Source organism: Mesorhizobium sp. YC-39 (genome assembly GCF_025753795.1).
In the GTDB taxonomy this organism is placed as follows: domain Bacteria; phylum Pseudomonadota; class Alphaproteobacteria; order Rhizobiales; family Rhizobiaceae; genus Mesorhizobium.
In genome coordinates this window covers 525368-541741 of record NZ_JAOWPS010000003.1, presented here as the reverse complement: position 1 = coordinate 541741, position 16374 = coordinate 525368, and the positions used below count along the sequence as shown (strand labels likewise).

Below are 16374 nucleotides of genomic sequence, written 5' to 3'. Positions count from 1 at the left end.
CGATGGGGATGCCTTCTGTTGCCCCGGCCAATTTTTCTCCGAGACCACCGCTCTCCGTGGGAGGAGGGGGGCCGATCGACGATTAAGCAGTTGCCGCCCATGTCAACCTGAGCCCCTGATACGGCACTCTCAAGCACTCAACACGTCCGATTGGTTGCCGGCGAGAGAACTCGGTCTGTATACTTTGATTGGGCAAATATGACGGGAATTACCGCATGTTTCCACGGAGTATACCTGCAGAGGCCGAAAACCCCATTTTTGCAAAGAGGTAAACCTAAGATGGTCTTAGGCAGGATGGTGCAAAATACGATCCGCTGCCGCATCTCAGGGCCATTCCATGCCCAAAGAGAGGCAAGAGCAGTAACGCCTTTGACATTCCCAATACTATTTTCAAACATTAGCCATCCGGCAAATTGCGAATCTGCGCCGAGCTGGGAAAGGTGGGCAGGCTAAGGGCAAATACCTATCCTGGACGTATACGGATACAAACTGGAAGGGTTGGTAAATCCATATCCAGCGTCGCCGCGTGGGCATAGAGATGCAGGAAGCGGTGTTCGACCTCGCTGAGCGAGGGAAGGTTGAATAGGTGTGAACAAGGATATGGTAGTCCTGCCGACGATAAATTGGCGCGCGGAAATGGCACCATCGTTTTGCTTGGACCGCCTAATTTCGTCGCCACCCACCGGCGTTGAAGCGTGTCACAGGCACGCCGGGTTCACTATCGGACCCTCAGATTCCGCGGCGTCGAAGGCACCTACTTGTATTTGGAACGGACGCGAATCGATTCGTCCTTTATGCGATCCGTTGCTGATTTCGCTATATCCGAGTGAGCAAGGTACTCGTTCGAATGGAGCAAACAAATGCATGAAGACAAACTTACACGGGCCGATGTTCAGGGCGTGTTGGATCAGTTGCAAAAGGTCGGATCCGATGAAGAATCGGGATCGGAGTCAGCTAGCGCCGACCACGCGCCTTTAAACCTCCCGGGCCATGACGTGGATCATTACATAGAAGCAAATCCAAAGATTAAAAATAGTATGAACAATTATGAGGAGATTGTGGTCTTCTTCTCCCCGAAAATGACCAAAGAAACTCGTCTGGGGAGTATATCGTTCCTGATTTCTGATATTTTGAGATGGAAGGCAGATGCGCTGCCGGCGCATGAGAGACGACACGCAGATCATCTTCGTTGGGTCGCTAGCGAGTTCTTTTCTTGCTATGAAGCAGGCGGAGTCCTCGCGCACGAGATCAACGAAGTTGATCTCGATGACATTGAGACCCTTGAGGAAGCCGAAGCTGCGGATAGAGAACTTTGGGACCTAAGAAAACGGATAGACGCAAAGATCGAGGAACTGGCCCAAAAACCTATGACAGAGGAAACGTTTGGGCTCGTAGATGCCAGGTATGAGATTCAGGATCGCCTTACGAAACTTAGGAAAATCGAAGCTGAAATTCGGGCGGAAGGTGCTGGCGACAGCAGACAGGATGCCAACTGCTCTCGCCAAGCACCTGGAGGTGCGCCGCTGGCTTAATGTCTGACAGTTTCAACGGGTGCGCCGCTTCTTAGCGCACCCGTTGACGGAGGGGCATTCTATGCCCCTCCGTGTCGTAGGTATCGCGGTATTTGCGGCTTTTCTTACGGCATGGTTGAACAGGCTCCGAGGCTGTAGACCCTTTGCAGCCGCTTCCACCGCCACACGGGAGTACGGTCACCGCGTCTCATGGCATTGTCCCCCCTCGGCGTTCAAAGCTGCCGCCAATGCGACCGGTCGCCTGATAACGCTGTGTTCTGGCGGGCCAGCTTGTGTGCGGGTTTCCGAAATCGGGATGAGGCGCTCGTTCACTTACACTTATTGCGGATAATCCTAAAAGGCGCGGGCAACGAAGGCGATCCTGCAGCCGATTTTTCGACAACTTCAGGGAAACTGGCCGAGGAACCAAGGGCAGCCGACTTCATTCTTCTCCAAGCCATTCCCGGCTTGGAGGAGTTATCATGAAGACCCTGGCTGAAATATTCGAGCACACGCTTGAAGACGTCTACTTTGCCGAAAATGCCATTACTAAGGCGCTGCCCAAGGTGGCTAGGGCGGCGACGGATGCGAAGTTGAAGAAGGCGGTTGAGGAGCACCTTGAAGAGACCAAGGACCAAATCAGGAAACTGGAGGAGGTCTTTAGATCGATAGGCAAGAGAGCGGCCGGACAAAAGTGCGACGCGATCGAGGGACTGATCAAGGAAGCGGATGGTCTTATAGAAGAAGCCTCCGGGACCGCTCTCAACGCTGGCCTGTTGGCAGCGTGCCAAGCCGTCGAACACTACGAGATTTCGAGGTATGGATCGCTTCGTGAATGGGCGAAAGACCTTGGCCACGATCAAGCCCATAAGCTCCTGAGTGAGATCCTTGATCAGGAGAAGGCGACTAACAATAAGCTGACAAATTTGGCGGTGACATCGATCAACAAAACCTCGGCGGCCGCAAAAGCGGCTTAGTGCCATGCCAGCACTCCATCGGCGTGCTTGCAGGGATTGCAGTGAGCTCTGGACCCTGCAATCAAGAAGGCAGGCGAAGTCAAACCTTTTGACTTCGCCATCACGCGGCACGCTACTGTCGACGGTCCATTCTCACAAACAACGACGTTGGCAGGTTTCAAATGTTATCGGCAAAGAACGCGGTACCGTCCGGGAGGTTTTTCAGTCTAGCCCCGGCCGGATAGCGGCTGACTTCATGTTACCGAATCTTCGAAACATGTTGAGCGCGGTGCTCGGTTTCATCGGCTGTAGCACCCGCTGCTCGATCGCGACGGCTTTGAATGCCGCAAAAGCAATGTGGCCTGCACCGTCCCTCCTTCGCCTCAGCGATCAGGTGCTTGGCGTCCCTGAAGCGGCAGCATGATTATTCGGCCACTGCTGCTGGAGAGCTTTGACGGCTTCGCAAATCAAAGAGACCATCATTGTTTTGCCATCGAGAAACGTAACCGTGAGCGGAAGAAATTTGCCCACAGCTCGCCTCCCAATTTCGAGCGGCATAACGAGGCAGGAGCATTTTGGTTGCGAGCCGGAACCTCCCCTATAGAGACGCGTTGGGCAACAGCCGGCTGAGAGTGAATTCGACCCTCTCTCTCAGTTGGCGAGGCCCGTCATCCGCAACAGGTGGCGGGCTTTTCTGTTGCGCAAACCTCCAAGTCGGATTAGCTCCGCAAACGTATTTGGTGTGGGAGGGCTACATGCCGATTCGTCGAAAAGCCGAAGAGGCTGGCGTATTCAATCCATCCGAAGTTGCCTTGCTGGGCCGCGTCTTTGACCGGCTCAAGTTCGAGGGGCAATCCGAGCATCAAAGAGAAGCGCTCGCGTCGCGAATAATCGCAAATTTTGAGGCTGGAATCTCCGACGAGGATGAGCTGGCTTCGGCGTCCAAATTGCCGCTCGGCAGGTAAAAATCCGATGCTGAGCTTTATTGCGGTGACGTCGGAACAAAAGCAGCAAGGGAAAGTTGGCTAGCGTCGGGTAGTAGCCGTCGCAAAGCCCCGACAGGCGGCCAAAAGACCCACCCGGTTCGCGGTCGCCGGGAGCCCGTCGTTTCCTGTGAACGGCGGGCTTTTCGCATATCAATCTGAACTGTCCCTCAGCGGCGCACGCTTGCGCGGCGCCGGGTTCCATTCGGTGATGGCGTCCACTTCCACGGTGATCAGATCGCCGGCCTTGCTCGTGAGTTGGCGAACGTCCTCATCGACGCGGGTGATCTCGCCCCTTAGTTCAAGTTCGTCGCCGGCCTTCGTCTTCTTCGGCGCCTGAATCGGATAGGGGAAAGCATATGACGGGATGCTGACGCTGGCGCGGCCGTCGTCGACCATTTTCAGCACGGTGACGGTATTCGTCACCTCATCGCCGATGTTGAGTCAGAAATTTCCCAAGCCATATCAAGATTCTGGCGCTCACTCGTCGAACGTCAAGAGCTCCCGGAACCTAATGCAGACGGTGAGCTTATTGGCGCATGACCACACGCGGCATCAACTTCCTCTACGAATGGATGGCAGAGCATCTGCCCAACGCAATGACGAGCGACCCCTTCGCCATCCGCGATTTTGCGGACAATGTCACGAAGGAGGCTGAGCAAAGCGGCATCACGACTTACGAGATCGAAGAGGAAGTCGGAAACGTGTTCGAGGTAATTTTTGAAGCCATGCTGCACAGAGATGGTGGACTTCCGGAATAGCCAGCCTGGCATATCAAGCCGCGCTCTTCTTGTTAGCCGTTCTTTTGGCTTTGGTTTGTATGCCCTCCTTTGCAAGGCTCTTCCGCAAAACCTCCGACAGGTTGACAACATTCTCACTGGGTTTCGGCGCCGGCTTCGGTGGTTTTTTACCCTTGCGCTTGGCGTCGATCATCTCGATCAACGCGTTCTCGTATGTATCCTCGAAATTCGACGGGTCGAATGTTGTCACTTTCTTGTCGATGAGCATCCCGGCAATGTCCAGCAGTTCTTCGTCGTAGGTCTGTTTTTTGAGATCTCCGAAGACGCTTTCTTCGGACACCATTTCGTTGTGAGTGCGCAGTTCGATCATCACCATACCCTTGCCGTATGGTTCTATGAGAACCTCGCGACCGCGCTGATAGAGCACGATGCACGAGCGCGCAGCCACACCCTTGTTCTCCATCGCCTTCCGGAGGACCTCAAAGGCTTCGACGGACGCGCCATCGGCAGGGATCAAATAATAAGGCTTTTCGAGATAGCGGGTGTCGACCTCGCTGAGGGGAACGAATACTCCGATTTCCAGCGTATGCTGTGAAGTCAGCTTCAGCTTCTTGACTTCATCAGGCTCGATCTGGATGAAGTCGTCCTTTTCCACCTCAAATCCTTTTACCTGGTCCTCAGTCGGCACCACTTCGTCGGTTTCTTCGTCGACATAGGCGCTCTTGACGGGCAAACCGTTCTTGCGATTCAGGATCTTGAAATGAATTTTCGAGGCCTCGCTTGTGGCGCCAACAACCTTGACCCCACATGAAACAGAACCGAATTTCAGGAAGCCTTTCCAAGCGGCGCGCGGCGCGACCATTGATCTACCTCGTTGAATGGCATTGACGCCTGAACGGCCGTCCAGCCGGTTTGTTCCTCAACGCTGACGCTAGTGCTTTGCCGGCCTCGCTGCCTGTTTGTTGAATGCCGCGGCCTCCTCGGCACTGTCGAAGCTTTTCGCGCTGACGCTGCCATCCGCTTTCAGCGTCACGGCGAGGAACGGCAAGCCGGGCACCGGTGGGGCATAGACGATATATGCAGGAGTTTTTTTCAGGCCCGCTTCATGGTTAGCCTCGCAACAGTTCGATGATCGGTCCCCTTAGTATGTCCAGTCTGCATCCTGCTGCACGATGGCATCTAAGATCATCGCATAGATTCTACCGGTGTCTTCCTCCACCTCGGAGCTAGTGATGCCCACCGCTTTTGCGTCGGCGAACAGCTTTTCAGTCAACTCGGTGACTGAGATGGCGTCGCATCCGGCTGTATTGGGAATGTTGTTGGAAATCCACTCGTGGACGAAGTTGGTGACGAGTGTGCTCATGACGGCAAAAGCTCCTGCCAAATGCGCGAACGGATTTGCAGCGTTCCAGGGCGTCATTCGGCAACGGCTCATGCCCGGACTGCTCATGATGGAACACCTGGCCGAGGTCGCGGCAGTCTATCGACTGGCCGCCCACCGAACAAAGGATGAAATGCTCTCGCTCATTGGTGGCCGGCCGGCCGTGCAGCCCGCCCCTGATGCGTGTTGCGGGGCATCAGCGGCCGCGAAGAGCCTTCGCTTCCCGTTCCAAAGTCTCGCGGTCGCTCCCATACTTGGCAATCAGTTCCTTTACCTGGTCAGCCGTGATGCCGACCTTGTTGGCAAAGTACTCGACCTCATAATCCTCGTCGCCGGATATCCGGTCGCGGTCGCGGAAATCGCGCTTGCTCTTGTCGTCTGCCACTTCCTTTCCTCCCTTCGACTATTGTGACGATGCGCAACGCGCAGCCCGCATCTTTGTTTCAGGGGTAGGAACCATTTAGTGCGAGCTAATTGAATCGCGGGTGTACGAGTAGGTGCATGCGTCTGAAGTTCGTCGAGCCTTTGTTGCCGACTTTGGTGGAGAGACCTCCCGAAGCCCATCGATGGATGGCTACCGATCGCAGATGGTCTTCGACCAGACATTCGCATCTTCACGCGCAACGGCGCCAACTGAACGGCTAAGTATCGGAACTGGTCGGGGCAGCGAAATAGCTCTGGCTCGACAACGCCATCATTGACGGCGAGATTGTCATAATGAAGCTGGCTTATCCGACTTCGCAGAGCTTCACAAAGCCATCACACGACGTGACGATTAGTTTCCATCTCGCGAGTATTCCCGGGCTGTCGAAGGCTCCCAAAAAAATTTTCGGCGCGCCCTTGAAATTTTTTATGACCTCGCCAAATCGATTGCCGTCGAGGCTTAGGCTCGACTGTCTTGGCGTCGTAGTGACGCTGCGACGCTGCTTGTAACCCATGTTGCTTTACGGAGGATATGGCTATGAGAAGCTTGGATTATGCCCCCCTTTACCGCTCGACGGTCGGCTTTGATCGTCTCTTCGACCTGCTCGATAACAGCGTGCGGACGGATTGGCCGCCGTACAATATCGAGAAAACCGGTGATAACGACTATCGCATCACCATGGCAATTGCTGGCTTCACCCCTGAGGAGGTCGAGCTCACACAGCATGGCCCTGAACTGATCGTGGTCGGTCAAAAACAGACCGAGGATAGCGACCGGCAAATTCTCCACCGTGGTATGGCGACTCGCAACTTCAAACATGTCTTCAGGCTGGCAGACTATGTGAAGGTGGCGAATGCCACGCTGGAGAATGGCTTGCTGTCTGTGGACCTGGTGCGCGACATTCCCGAGGAATTGAAGCCTCGTCGAATTGGCATCAGCACGGAAAAGCCGGCCTCTCAGAACAAGCAGATCAGCCAGGATACTCAGCCACAAAGCAAGGTAGCCTGACCACACACACTAAAATCTGCGGTCCCGCCTCACGGCCCCAGCCGTGAGGCACAGATTGCGGAGAACGGAGATGACACCCGAAACCGAAGATTTTCTCCAAACCAAGTCAGGCCCTGCAGTTCCCCTCAGCGTAACGGAGACGCTCGGGAGCCCTGGCGATATACTCCACCACCCAGACATGAGCGTCGCCGAAAAGCGTGCATTACTCGCCTCATGGGCCTCCGACGCACGCGCCATCCCCGGCGTCCCGATACTTCGTCAATGGGACAACGGCTCGGTTGCAATAATTGACGACATCTTGCGTGCCTTGTCGGCTCTGGACGGCGAGCAGCAAGACAAAGAGGTCCGTTATTGCTTTGCCAGGTCGCGGCGCGCCCCCTTCGCACGGCGTCCATACAAATGGAGTTCGTGGGTGCGCCGCCGTCGTCGGGACGACGACGATGATCCGCCACCGTGCCCGGCAACAGCCCGTCTCCCCCATAACAGCGGCGGAGGGGGTGCGACTGTCTGGGCTGAACCAGCACTGGCGTGAGGGCGGCGATACTGCTGGCTATCGGCGGTCGTTTAAACGCGTGTTCATCGCTTAGCGACGACCGCCGGTCGGCGCGATGTTATAGTGACGGGTTCATTGCGGCCCGCCCGCTCGGCCTTCATCTGCACTGAAGCGCAGCTAGTTTGGCGCGTGACAATTTCAGTCCCCCGCACGGGCTAGTTGGAGCAGGGGCTCCCATCCGTCCGTAGTGCCTCGATTCGGTACAGGCGTGCGACGAAAAGGAACCGCAAGGGAAGTGCCACCGGCCAAATCGAAAAATGGCGGGTGGCACTTCCCTATCGGCGTAGGAAGGGTCGGAGCTGCGCAGATATTCATTCCCACGAGGAAAAGTCCCATCTCAACCAACGATCATGCCGATCGCCAGGAAGGCGATTGAGACCACGAAAATCGGAGCCAGCAACCAGCGGGCTTGGTGAACGCTCTTGTTCATTAGATCCTCCCTTTGAATGACCAATGGGGATCGGTCATGGCGGTTCCTCGCAGACTCGGCGTCCACCCCATTGCGGGCAGCAGCTCAGACTTAAGTCCTATGCAGGTTGGGACTGAAGACCAGTTGAGGAACGTTCAGGAGCGTGCCGGGTTGGGCTCAGCGTGGCGCGAGGATGATGTCATCCAAGCGCAAGAGGCCCATAAGGAGACTATTATGAGAGTGCATCTTTCCACTGCTGCCGCCGGCTTTCTTCTGCTGGCAGGTATCGGAGCCGCTGCCGCTCAGGATGTGATCATCGCGCCTGAGCAGGAGACTGTCATCAAGGAATATGTGAAGAAGCAGCCGCTCGCGTCTGTGAAGATTCCCGGAGTGGAGCTCAATATCGGCTCACCGCTGCCCGACACTGTCGAGCTCCATGAAGTCCCCAACGTCAAATATCGGTACGTCGTCGTCGACAACCGCACCGTCCTCGTCGACCCGGGCACACGCAAGATCGTCAAGATCATCGAGTGACCTGACGATTTGCGGGCAGGGGGGAGCCCGCCGCTTCGGAGGAGAGCGGCGGGCAACCCGGAACGAGGAGGGGTTAGGAGCGCACAATGGACTCTCGACAAACCATCATACTGGAGGCGAGCTGCCTGCTTGCCGTCCCACTGTCGATCATTCTTGTGAGTTTGCTGGCAGCTCTCATCTTTGTGTGATCATCGGCCTGAAAAATCAGCGAAGATTAGGCCCTCTATGGCGGATAGTTTGTAGCAAGGAGGCGACCGTTCGTGGATAAAAGGGCTGAGACAGACGCGGAGAAATTGGCGCGTGGGGAGTTTGAGCTCAAAGCCGAGAGGTATGGCGTAAACGCCCTTCTGTTGGTTGTCGAACTTCTGAATTTGCTGGAAAAGCGTGGGACGATCAGCAGCGATGATGTCGCTAGAATGGCGGACGCAGTGGCACTTGCTGTTGCCCAGTCAAGCGATCCTGACGTGGACAGCATCCATCTGATGCATGCCATCGCTGACGCTCGCAGGCCCAAATAACGCCAGCTATAGAGATTTTCCGGCGCGTAACATGGCGCGGGCAATCGCTAATTCCGCTTCAACCTTGGCATTCTGTTTCTGGGTCACGTTGTCGGCGGCTACGAGGCGGCGAAGCGATCGCATTATCTCGCCGCGCGTCCAGCCTGCCTCGACCATGCATTCAACGATTGCCTGAAAACCCGGCTCCATCGCTTCCTGGCAATCGATCTCGCGATCTAAGTAATCGCCCAGTTGTCGTGGCTGTCTGATCATGCTGCCCCCTACAAATAGCGTTCGCCGTCGCCGCGGTGCCCGAAGCAAAACCAGCGCGGCGCCAGCTTCGGCTTTGCGAAACCCCGGCCAGCATGCTTGCCGCATCCCGGATGCTCGCAGACATGGTGCTGAACGCCTGGCGCAGTGACGTGTTCCGGCCTTGGAATCCTGAGCTCGTCGCTCATAGCAAGGCAATCGGTTCGATCATGTGCGCATCATCGTTCGGTGCGGTTTCCCGAGATGAGGCGTTGACGTCCCTGCTGACCCGGTAGAACTCCAACTGGCCGTCCAGGTTGACGTCAAGCAACTGTTTTGCGGCGGCCGCCGGTGTCGTCGGATCAAGCCAGGCGTCATAGGCCGTGGGATCAAGTATGACCGGCTGGCGATCGTGGAGCTGCTGCATCGGCATTTGAGCCGGCGCGGTCAGGATCGTGCAGCTCGTTATGTCGAGAGCAGAATTGTAGGCCCACAGGCCTGCAAAGGAAAACGGCTGATGCCCCGGTAGGAAGATGTGCCAGGGGTCGCGTTTCTTGTCGGCCGGCGAGATCGTCCATTCGTAAAATCCATCGGCCGGGATGAGGCAGCGCTTCGATTTGAAGGCATCGCGGAATGATGACTTGGTCTCGGCCTCTTCGGACCTGGCGTTGAAGGTTGGGTACTTCGGCAGTTCCTTCGCCCAGAACGGCACCAGCCACCAACGGCCCTGCCGGAGCTTGTGGTCGCCATCTTGACCAGCGGTGATAAATGGCACCTCCTCGGTCGGCGCGATGTTATAGCGAGGGGCGTCATTGCGACCGGTCTCTGCCGGTGCGGTCAGCCGATATAGGCGATGGATTTCCGACCAAGGCAGATATCTAGTAAACCGCCCGCACATCTTCGCACCTCAGTTTAGGGGGCCGATGCCTTTTCCAATGCATCGATCGCGGCGAACACAGCCTGCCGCTTGGGCTCGATAGGCTCATCCGGTTCGAAGCCGGCATGCGCCAGCGACGTATAGGCAACAATCACCGCGCTGACGAGATCTCTTGCTTGGGTTCCGTTGGCCATGTCGGCAGTCACTGCAAGGGCAAGCAGGAAAACGCGGTCATCGGAATATTCGTTTCGACCGTCTTCTGCTTGGATAATGGCACGGAGTTTTGTCAAAGCCGTCTCGCGATCCGCGAGCTGCTCCTCTGGATTGTCGAGCAATTCCAATCCAGCCGCCTGCAGGCGCTTCGCTGCCGGCCAGCCCGCACAGCACGCGTCCAGCGCGGCATTGTTCGCCTCGTACCAGACGTCGGCCGCCTTATATTCTGTTTCCGATGGCTCCTCGTCTTCCGGGAATCCCATGTCGTCCCAGCCTTCGACGGCAAACGCGCCGCTGGCGGCGTCCTCGGCCGCTATTCCGGCGCGGTCAAGCACGGCCTTGGCCGCGTCAATCCCTCTCTGCTTTTCCTCGGGCGTTGCGCCGCTGGCTTTCATAAGCAGGTCCATGGTGGCCTCCTGTGGCTATCCTGCCAACAGTGAACGAAATGAGAACAAAAGAGTCAAGGCCGGCTTGACGAGACAGGAATATGTTCCTCATTTCAAGGAATGGCACACGATCCGATCGAAACTCTGGGCAAGGCTACGCGGCACAATATGCTGGTCAAGGCGGAGTGCAGTTGCGGTAACGTGCGCTACTGTCGTTCTGCGGATCTGATGATGGTCTATGGCGGCGGCGTCGATCCGTTAAAGCTCAAATTCGACTGCAGCCGGTGCAGGCCCGAGATCAAGATTACGCTTTTGGAGGTGCACCCCGAGCACCTTCCAAAGCGACTGATGATCCACAAGCCCATGAAGGTCGATGGCAGGATCGTCTGGCACACCGAGCGGTTTCGAGGCTAAGCCGATTGCCGGCACAGCAACATGGCCCTGCGGCTGGGCCAGGGTAGTGGGTTGGCCGCAGGGCCAGACCAGCGAACTGGCAGGTACCGCCGGCCTGCACATTCTGAGCAGAAGCGCGCCCAACGAAACATCAGAATGAACTAAGCCGGCCAAGGCTCCTCTGGGGCCTTAATTCACTTGCCCCGTCCCATTCCACTTGATGAACGCCGCGTCCCTGCCGGTAATGTCCTTCACCGATTTCAACAGCGCTTCGTGCACCTCTCGCAGCGCTCGATAGTGTTCGCAGCTTGGCGAAATCAATGGCTGGACAATGCTTTTGTGAAGCCCTTCCGCAGCCGACATGAAGCGCTCAATTTCAGCCTGGGAAAGTTGCTTGGAAGGTTGGGTTCTGGCCATCATGGCGATCTCCGTTTGAGTGGATCGCCGCACCGTGGCTAAGAGGATCATATTCCTATGCTTCGCACAAGTCTCAAGCGTGTTGTTCCATCAAAAAGTCGAGGTGAAAGGTGGCCGGCGCCGCTTGGGGAGCGTTGGGGTAGATCCTTGGTAGGGCGCCGGCGTGCGGATTGGGGATCCACAATCGTGAAAAGTAGAGGGATGGGCGTAATACGAAATGGCGTGATCGCGGAAGTGCGTCTAGTGCCCCTTGCCTACTAGCGCGGCTCGCAGTCGCGATACAACGCCGTCTTGCAAAAAACGGCCCCGCAAGGGACCGTTTTTTACGCAGTGTAATGCTGCCTACTTGCTGCCGCCATTCTGCTTGACGCTGCTGCAGAACTCCGGATGGGCCTTGGCTGCGTTGGCGTCCTTCGCCTCGTCCTCGCAGGCCGTCATCATTGCGGCCTGATCCTCAGGTGACAGCGCCTTCCAGGCCTTCACGAAATCGTCGCTACCGACCATCGTCTTCATGCTGGAGTCTGTATAGAAGGGCTGCATCTTGGCCGGATCGTCGAGTGCCGACGTGCCTGTATCCCCAGCGGCGAGGGCCGAGCCCGCAACCATCGAAAGCGCCATGGCGCTGAAGCAGATCATCTTGATGTTCATAATGTAGTCCTCCTGTTGCCTTGAGACCGTTCAAGCAACGATCATTTTCAAAACGACAGGAAGGGATCAAGGTTCCGGGCTTTGCGCGGAACGGGCCAAAACCGAGCAAAATATTTCTGAGTAAACCTTGAAACTTTTTTCGGTTTTTTCCGTTTGCGCCAGAGCGCTCATTTCGATCGAAAGTGCGGACGGCTGCCAACAAAAGAAGCTTCACGGGAAAATGGCCGGCCAGGTGTGGCTGGGTCAGCGTAGGAGTTCTCAACTCATGTCCGCGATCACGCAGCCGGCCGCGCATTTTTCTTCATGCCCAAGCAGCCGACCATGTGCCGTGAACTACAAGGACCGTGCTTATTTTCCTTCCCCCTACTTTGCTCCAGACCTTGTAGCCGCCTGTGCCCAAACCGGGTTTTTGCGGCGGGGGTACGTAAGGCATCTTCCGCTTTGATGCCGCCTTCGAGAAGGCGCGACAAGCAGATCCCGGCCAGACGACCGCCGATAAACATGATGGCCGGGGAGGCTCGCGACACCGGGCTGCCCCGCGGATTCTCAGCCGCCTGTCAGCTTCTGCTTGATCCTGCCAATGACACATCTCGGAGGGTGAGACCCATGGCGTCTTGCCGCCCCGCTCATCCACCAAAACAATTCATAAACCGCGATGCTTCGGGCCTTCGCGGATCGCCTCTGATCATCTGCCAATCAAGGCCCGATTGGACCTGCATCAGGGGATTAGACATCTCACATGCAACCAGAACCAAAGTGAAAGGTTCTTGCTGTGATTTGAGTCAACGCGGCATCGCACGCCGTCCGAGGTAGTCGATAAATGGATGTATCCGTTTCGCGGAGTGCGGATGATAACATAAAAGTAGGCAAGAGCGGCTTGCTGCTGGTGCCTGACAATTATGACGCGTTCGCCGTGCGCGTTCTGGCGGCTAGAGGCGCCGTTCGCAGCCTCGACCTAATGTATTACCTTTGGCATGACGATCACACGGGTCGCATGCTTCTTCACGAGGTTTTCCAGGCCGCAGAGCGCGGCGTGCGAGTGCGGATGCTCCTGGACGACGTAAATCCCCGCAAAAATGATTCTTCATATCTGGCATTGGGCAATCATCCGAACATTGAACTCAAGTTGTTCAATCCTAGTGGCATTAGACAACGCAGCATCGTGCGCGGTGTGGAAGTTCTGCTGCGCCTTTTTGCGCTGACCCGGCGGATGCACAACAAGGCCTGGATCGCAGACGACAACATCGCAATCGTTGGGGGGCGGAATGTTGGCGATGCCTATTTCGATGCCGCACAAACAAATTTTCGCGACCTCGACGTGCTGCTCCTTGGACCTGCCGTCCAGCAAACCGCTCAAATATTCGAGGCCTTCTGGGCTTGTGAGGAAGCCAAACCGATCAGTGCACTTGGTTCGGACGCCAAGAACGAGCACGTTAACTTCTTCGAGGGGATTGACCCTGAAGCTGCCTCGACTCTTCTGAGCGGCATTGGTGATCATGCTTCAGTCACCGAGTTCATTGCAGCAAGCAACGACGTCCATTGGGTGGACCGTGTGCGCGTAATTTCCGATCCTCCAGAGAAGGTGCGCGGTTGGAGACGTCGCAGTTGGCTGATGAAGGAGTTACGCCCCATCATTCAGTCTGCGCGGCGCCGTCTCGAAATCGTATCTCCTTATTTCATCCCTGGTAGGAGGGGCTCCGCAATCTTGTCGGAACTCGTCAGCAATAGGGTTGATGTTTCAGTTCTGACCAATTCCCTGGCAGCCACAGATGTCGCAGCGGTTCATGGCGCCTATGCAAACTATCGCAAGCGACTGCTGAGGAATGGCGTAAAACTTTTCGAGCTCCAACCCTTCACGCGTCAACCGTCGATTTCGGTATTTGGGTCCAAGGGTGCCAGTCTGCACACGAAAGCCTTCACCGTTGACGACAAGATCGGATTCGTCGGTTCCTTCAATTTTGACCCGCGCTCGGTGTCTTTGAATTCGGAGATGGGTGTGCTCTTTGAGGATCAGGAATTGGTGGCTGAACTTCAACGCCGATTTCAAACTGAGATATCGGCTGAAACCAGTTACCGGCTTGAGCTGAAAGACAACGTTCTGCACTGGCATGGATGCGACGAGGGTGAACTCCAAGACTATACCAGAGAACCGGAAGCCGGAATTTTTCGTCGTGTCCTGGCGGCCTTGGTCCGCCATCTTCCCATCGAGTCTCAGCTGTAGCCGGCACCCAGCGCTTCCTGAAGTTCAGCTAGGATCGCCAGCGGTGCTCTACGATGATCCGCACTCGTATCACTCTGCAATCTTTCCCAAGGTGTCGGCGACGACCGCCCCACGTTCACCCATGGGGAGTGCGGGGCCTGTGGTTGAGTCACAGGCCGTCTGATGTTCCATCTCTGCGTTGATGGCGGCACCGGCGATGAAAATAATGACTGAAATCCACGTCCACATCATCAAGCCGACAACGGCGCCAAGGGAACCGTATGTGGCGTTGTAGTTGGCGAAATGCTGCAAATAGAACGAGAAGAGCCACGAAGCGGCAATCCACACTGCCGTCGCGGCCAAAGCCCCCCAGCTTAGCCATCGCCACTTTGCACGTTCCCGGCTAGGCCCAAAGCGATAGAGCAATGAAATGCCGGTGAGCATCGCGATCACCAGGATTGGCCACCGAGCCAGCGTAACCAGCGTTTCCGTCCATGCATCAAGGTAGAAATAGCGCAAAAGTGCGGGAACGACGCCCACCGTCAGAAAGAGCACGATCGCAATAAGCAGGGCACCAACCGTGAACAATATCGACATCAGGTTCAGGGTCAGGAAGCTGCGTTTCTCGCTTTCCTCATAGGCGATGTTCATCGCGTCGAAGAGGGCCTTCATTCCGCTGTTTGCGCTCCAGAGAGCGATGGCGAGTCCGATGAAAAAGCCGGTCCCCAGTGCGCCTGGTTTCTGTCTCGCCAAAGCCTGGAGTTGCCCTCGGATGAGATCGAGCCCGCCCGAGGGCAGCAACCCACCGAGATACGCGACATGGTCTGCGACCGTGATTGGATCCGCGACAAAACCATAGATCGAGATGAACGCGGCCAGAGCCGGGAACAGAGCGAGAAGCAGATAGAATGTTGCTCCTGCCGCCACCAGCAGAACGCGGTCCTTGTTGAATTCTTCCCAGAGCCGCCAGAAAATATCCTTCCAACCCAGACCTGGAATTTGTGATGGCCAAGCCGCATCGCGGCCACGGGCTCCTGGTTCCGACCTAAGGGCTGCCTCGTCGTCTTCTGTTGTTGACGATGCTCGGGCGGCTGCTTCTCCATCGATTAACGAGGATTGAGTACTTTTAGGATTAAGGCCCGGTGTCGCTTTGAAAGCCATCTCGCTTTCCTAAATGCCACGCTCGACCAGGATGCCGGCGTGCCCTGCCAATGCGAAGGCTTCCCTGGCCTGGTCCGGCGTTGCCTTGCCATCCAGCGCAGCATGCACCACTTCACGCGCGGATTGATAATAGGGGCCGCGTTTGGCGTGCGGCCAGTCGATCAGGACCTCGCAGGCGCCGTTGACCGATTTGACCTCGCGCACAGTGCTACCGCCTCGCGGCTGAAGGCACACAATACTTTCGAAATAAAAACGGCTTGGCACGATGTCATCTTCGGTAGACGACTTTACGAGAATGCCTGCTTCCTTGGCTGCCAAGCCGAAGGCATCGAAAACCTCTGCGTCCTGCCGATGGCCGGCAAGCGCGTCCTCGGCCATTCTGCAGGCGTCACGATGTGCCTGGGATTGGGCTGTGAGCCAATCGGCACTTTCGAGCAAAACGTACGCCTCGTGCCCAGAAGCGATCCGCCGAGTTTTAGCTCCCTCTCGCAGACGCACTTTCACCGGAATATCGAAGACTTGATCCTTCATTGCTCGTCCCCTGTGCCCGAGCCAATGTCCGAAGCGTGCCTATGAACGCTGGCAGGGCGCACCCGTTCCCCGCCGTCGGACGGGAATATGGCAGCGGTTGAAAACGCCTTCGCAGGGACGGATGCCTCCCCGTGAGAGGATCCATTATGGCCTCGATCCTCCGTCCAATACGTTGAAGCGATTTCTGCGCAACGATGACCTCAGCGCGCAGTCGCTTTATTCCAGGCGCTACGCAACTGATGTCAGCAAATCGCAATCTCTCAGGAACGTTTCGTCGGGCCGCTGGTTTGCTCAGTCAACAAT

General features: G+C 56.5%; 20 protein-coding genes. 9 read left to right on the top strand and 11 right to left on the bottom strand.

Going from position 1 to position 16374, the window contains the following annotated elements:
* Window positions 1-860: 860 nt before the first annotated feature.
* The 3 genes from OHD62_RS19520 (at window position 861) to OHD62_RS19510 (ending at window position 3432) form a co-directional block, all read left to right on the top strand.
* Window positions 861-1532: a hypothetical protein gene (locus OHD62_RS19520; protein WP_263785008.1), complete on the top strand. Its 672-nt coding sequence runs from the start codon at window positions 861-863 to the stop codon at window positions 1530-1532.
* Between the two features lie 461 nt (window positions 1533-1993).
* Window positions 1994-2488 (top strand): ferritin-like domain-containing protein, encoded by a 495-nt coding sequence (locus tag OHD62_RS19515; protein WP_263785006.1) that lies wholly within the window; start codon window positions 1994-1996, stop codon window positions 2486-2488.
* A 734-nt stretch (window positions 2489-3222) separates the two neighbouring features.
* The gene (locus tag OHD62_RS19510) at window positions 3223-3432 is read left to right on the top strand and encodes a hypothetical protein (protein ID WP_263785004.1); all 210 of its coding nucleotides are present in this window, start codon (window positions 3223-3225) and stop codon (window positions 3430-3432) included.
* 171 nt (window positions 3433-3603) lie between these two features.
* Here OHD62_RS19510 and OHD62_RS19505 read toward each other — a convergent pair whose 3' ends face one another.
* Window positions 3604-3876 carry a hypothetical protein gene (locus tag OHD62_RS19505; RefSeq protein WP_263785001.1) on the bottom strand — a complete coding sequence of 91 codons (273 nt, stop codon included), beginning with the start codon at window positions 3874-3876 and terminating at the stop codon, window positions 3604-3606.
* Window positions 3877-3989: 113 nt separating this feature from the next.
* On the opposite strand from OHD62_RS19505, the gene OHD62_RS19500 reads away from it, so the two are divergent.
* Window positions 3990-4211: a hypothetical protein gene (locus OHD62_RS19500; protein ID WP_263784999.1), complete on the top strand. Its 222-nt coding sequence runs from the start codon at window positions 3990-3992 to the stop codon at window positions 4209-4211.
* A 13-nt stretch (window positions 4212-4224) separates the two neighbouring features.
* Here OHD62_RS19500 and OHD62_RS19495 read toward each other — a convergent pair whose 3' ends face one another.
* The 3 genes from OHD62_RS19495 to OHD62_RS19485 all read right to left on the bottom strand — a co-directional run bounded on the left by OHD62_RS19495 (window position 4225) and on the right by OHD62_RS19485 (window position 5956).
* Window positions 4225-5052: a Ku protein gene (locus tag OHD62_RS19495; RefSeq protein ID WP_263784998.1), complete on the bottom strand. Its 828-nt coding sequence runs from the start codon at window positions 5050-5052 to the stop codon at window positions 4225-4227.
* A 279-nt stretch (window positions 5053-5331) separates the two neighbouring features.
* Window positions 5332-5640, bottom strand: coding sequence for a DUF768 domain-containing protein (locus OHD62_RS19490; RefSeq protein ID WP_318528640.1), 309 nt, complete (start codon window positions 5638-5640; stop codon window positions 5332-5334).
* 127 nt (window positions 5641-5767) lie between these two features.
* Window positions 5768-5956, bottom strand: a complete 189-nt coding sequence (locus OHD62_RS19485; protein WP_263784996.1) for a DUF3606 domain-containing protein — start codon at window positions 5954-5956, stop codon at window positions 5768-5770.
* A 576-nt stretch (window positions 5957-6532) separates the two neighbouring features.
* On the opposite strand from OHD62_RS19485, the gene OHD62_RS19480 reads away from it, so the two are divergent.
* From OHD62_RS19480 to OHD62_RS19470, 3 genes are all read left to right on the top strand, one after another.
* Window positions 6533-7003, top strand: coding sequence for an Hsp20 family protein (locus OHD62_RS19480; protein ID WP_263784994.1), 471 nt, complete (start codon window positions 6533-6535; stop codon window positions 7001-7003).
* Window positions 7004-8199: 1196 nt separating this feature from the next.
* Window positions 8200-8499: a DUF1236 domain-containing protein gene (locus tag OHD62_RS19475; RefSeq protein ID WP_263784993.1), complete on the top strand. Its 300-nt coding sequence runs from the start codon at window positions 8200-8202 to the stop codon at window positions 8497-8499.
* 260 nt (window positions 8500-8759) lie between these two features.
* On the top strand, window positions 8760-9017 hold the full coding sequence (locus OHD62_RS19470; protein WP_263784991.1) for a hypothetical protein: 258 nt from the start codon (window positions 8760-8762) through the stop codon (window positions 9015-9017).
* Window positions 9018-9023: 6 nt separating this feature from the next.
* Here OHD62_RS19470 and OHD62_RS19465 read toward each other — a convergent pair whose 3' ends face one another.
* The 3 genes from OHD62_RS19465 to OHD62_RS19455 form a co-directional block, all read right to left on the bottom strand.
* Window positions 9024-9269: a hypothetical protein gene (locus tag OHD62_RS19465; protein ID WP_263784989.1), complete on the bottom strand. Its 246-nt coding sequence runs from the start codon at window positions 9267-9269 to the stop codon at window positions 9024-9026.
* Window positions 9270-9450: 181 nt separating this feature from the next.
* Window positions 9451-10143: an SOS response-associated peptidase gene (locus OHD62_RS19460; protein ID WP_263784987.1), complete on the bottom strand. Its 693-nt coding sequence runs from the start codon at window positions 10141-10143 to the stop codon at window positions 9451-9453.
* Window positions 10144-10157: 14 nt separating this feature from the next.
* Window positions 10158-10742 (bottom strand): hypothetical protein, encoded by a 585-nt coding sequence (locus OHD62_RS19455; protein ID WP_263784984.1) that lies wholly within the window; start codon window positions 10740-10742, stop codon window positions 10158-10160.
* 99 nt (window positions 10743-10841) lie between these two features.
* Between OHD62_RS19455 and OHD62_RS19450 the strand changes: the two genes are divergently transcribed.
* Window positions 10842-11135 (top strand): hypothetical protein, encoded by a 294-nt coding sequence (locus OHD62_RS19450; protein ID WP_263784982.1) that lies wholly within the window; start codon window positions 10842-10844, stop codon window positions 11133-11135.
* Between the two features lie 168 nt (window positions 11136-11303).
* Here OHD62_RS19450 and OHD62_RS19445 read toward each other — a convergent pair whose 3' ends face one another.
* Together OHD62_RS19445 and OHD62_RS19440 are read right to left on the bottom strand one after the other, a co-directional pair.
* Complete coding sequence (locus OHD62_RS19445; protein ID WP_318528639.1) at window positions 11304-11534, bottom strand: hypothetical protein; 231 nt, start codon at window positions 11532-11534, stop codon at window positions 11304-11306.
* A gap of 339 nt (window positions 11535-11873) precedes the next feature.
* Window positions 11874-12179 (bottom strand): hypothetical protein, encoded by a 306-nt coding sequence (locus OHD62_RS19440; RefSeq protein WP_263784980.1) that lies wholly within the window; start codon window positions 12177-12179, stop codon window positions 11874-11876.
* An 820-nt stretch (window positions 12180-12999) separates the two neighbouring features.
* On the opposite strand from OHD62_RS19440, the gene OHD62_RS19435 reads away from it, so the two are divergent.
* Entirely contained in the window at window positions 13000-14400 is a 1401-nt protein-coding gene (locus tag OHD62_RS19435) for a phospholipase D family protein (RefSeq protein WP_263784979.1), read from the top strand.
* A gap of 69 nt (window positions 14401-14469) precedes the next feature.
* Here the strand turns inward: OHD62_RS19435 and OHD62_RS19430 are convergent, their stop codons facing one another.
* The gene (locus OHD62_RS19430; protein WP_263784976.1) at window positions 14470-15540 is read right to left on the bottom strand and encodes a YihY/virulence factor BrkB family protein; all 1071 of its coding nucleotides are present in this window, start codon (window positions 15538-15540) and stop codon (window positions 14470-14472) included.
* Between the two features lie 9 nt (window positions 15541-15549).
* Window positions 15550-16071: a DUF982 domain-containing protein gene (locus tag OHD62_RS19425; RefSeq protein ID WP_263784974.1), complete on the bottom strand. Its 522-nt coding sequence runs from the start codon at window positions 16069-16071 to the stop codon at window positions 15550-15552.
* Window positions 16072-16374 lie beyond the last annotated feature (303 nt).

Excerpts from the sequence above, each read along its gene's own strand:
- OHD62_RS19520 (WP_263785008.1), top strand. The coding sequence starts at position 861 with ATGCATGAAGACAAACTTACACGGGCCGATGTTCAGGGCGTGTTGGAT.
- OHD62_RS19515 (WP_263785006.1), top strand. The coding sequence starts at position 1,994 with ATGAAGACCCTGGCTGAAATATTCGAGCACACGCTTGAAGACGTCTAC.
- OHD62_RS19510 (WP_263785004.1), top strand. The coding sequence starts at position 3,223 with ATGCCGATTCGTCGAAAAGCCGAAGAGGCTGGCGTATTCAATCCATCC.
- OHD62_RS19500 (WP_263784999.1), top strand. The coding sequence starts at position 3,990 with ATGACCACACGCGGCATCAACTTCCTCTACGAATGGATGGCAGAGCAT.
- OHD62_RS19495 (WP_263784998.1), bottom strand. The coding sequence starts at position 5,052 with ATGGTCGCGCCGCGCGCCGCTTGGAAAGGCTTCCTGAAATTCGGTTCT.
- OHD62_RS19490 (WP_318528640.1), bottom strand. The coding sequence starts at position 5,640 with ATGAGCAGTCCGGGCATGAGCCGTTGCCGAATGACGCCCTGGAACGCT.
- OHD62_RS19480 (WP_263784994.1), top strand. The coding sequence starts at position 6,533 with ATGAGAAGCTTGGATTATGCCCCCCTTTACCGCTCGACGGTCGGCTTT.
- OHD62_RS19475 (WP_263784993.1), top strand. The coding sequence starts at position 8,200 with ATGAGAGTGCATCTTTCCACTGCTGCCGCCGGCTTTCTTCTGCTGGCA.
- OHD62_RS19465 (WP_263784989.1), bottom strand. The coding sequence starts at position 9,269 with ATGATCAGACAGCCACGACAACTGGGCGATTACTTAGATCGCGAGATC.
- OHD62_RS19460 (WP_263784987.1), bottom strand. The coding sequence starts at position 10,143 with ATGTGCGGGCGGTTTACTAGATATCTGCCTTGGTCGGAAATCCATCGC.
- OHD62_RS19455 (WP_263784984.1), bottom strand. The coding sequence starts at position 10,742 with ATGGACCTGCTTATGAAAGCCAGCGGCGCAACGCCCGAGGAAAAGCAG.
- OHD62_RS19450 (WP_263784982.1), top strand. The coding sequence starts at position 10,842 with ATGGCACACGATCCGATCGAAACTCTGGGCAAGGCTACGCGGCACAAT.
- OHD62_RS19445 (WP_318528639.1), bottom strand. The coding sequence starts at position 11,534 with ATGATGGCCAGAACCCAACCTTCCAAGCAACTTTCCCAGGCTGAAATT.
- OHD62_RS19440 (WP_263784980.1), bottom strand. The coding sequence starts at position 12,179 with ATGAACATCAAGATGATCTGCTTCAGCGCCATGGCGCTTTCGATGGTT.
- OHD62_RS19435 (WP_263784979.1), top strand. The coding sequence starts at position 13,000 with ATGGATGTATCCGTTTCGCGGAGTGCGGATGATAACATAAAAGTAGGC.
- OHD62_RS19430 (WP_263784976.1), bottom strand. The coding sequence starts at position 15,540 with ATGGCTTTCAAAGCGACACCGGGCCTTAATCCTAAAAGTACTCAATCC.
- OHD62_RS19425 (WP_263784974.1), bottom strand. The coding sequence starts at position 16,071 with ATGAAGGATCAAGTCTTCGATATTCCGGTGAAAGTGCGTCTGCGAGAG.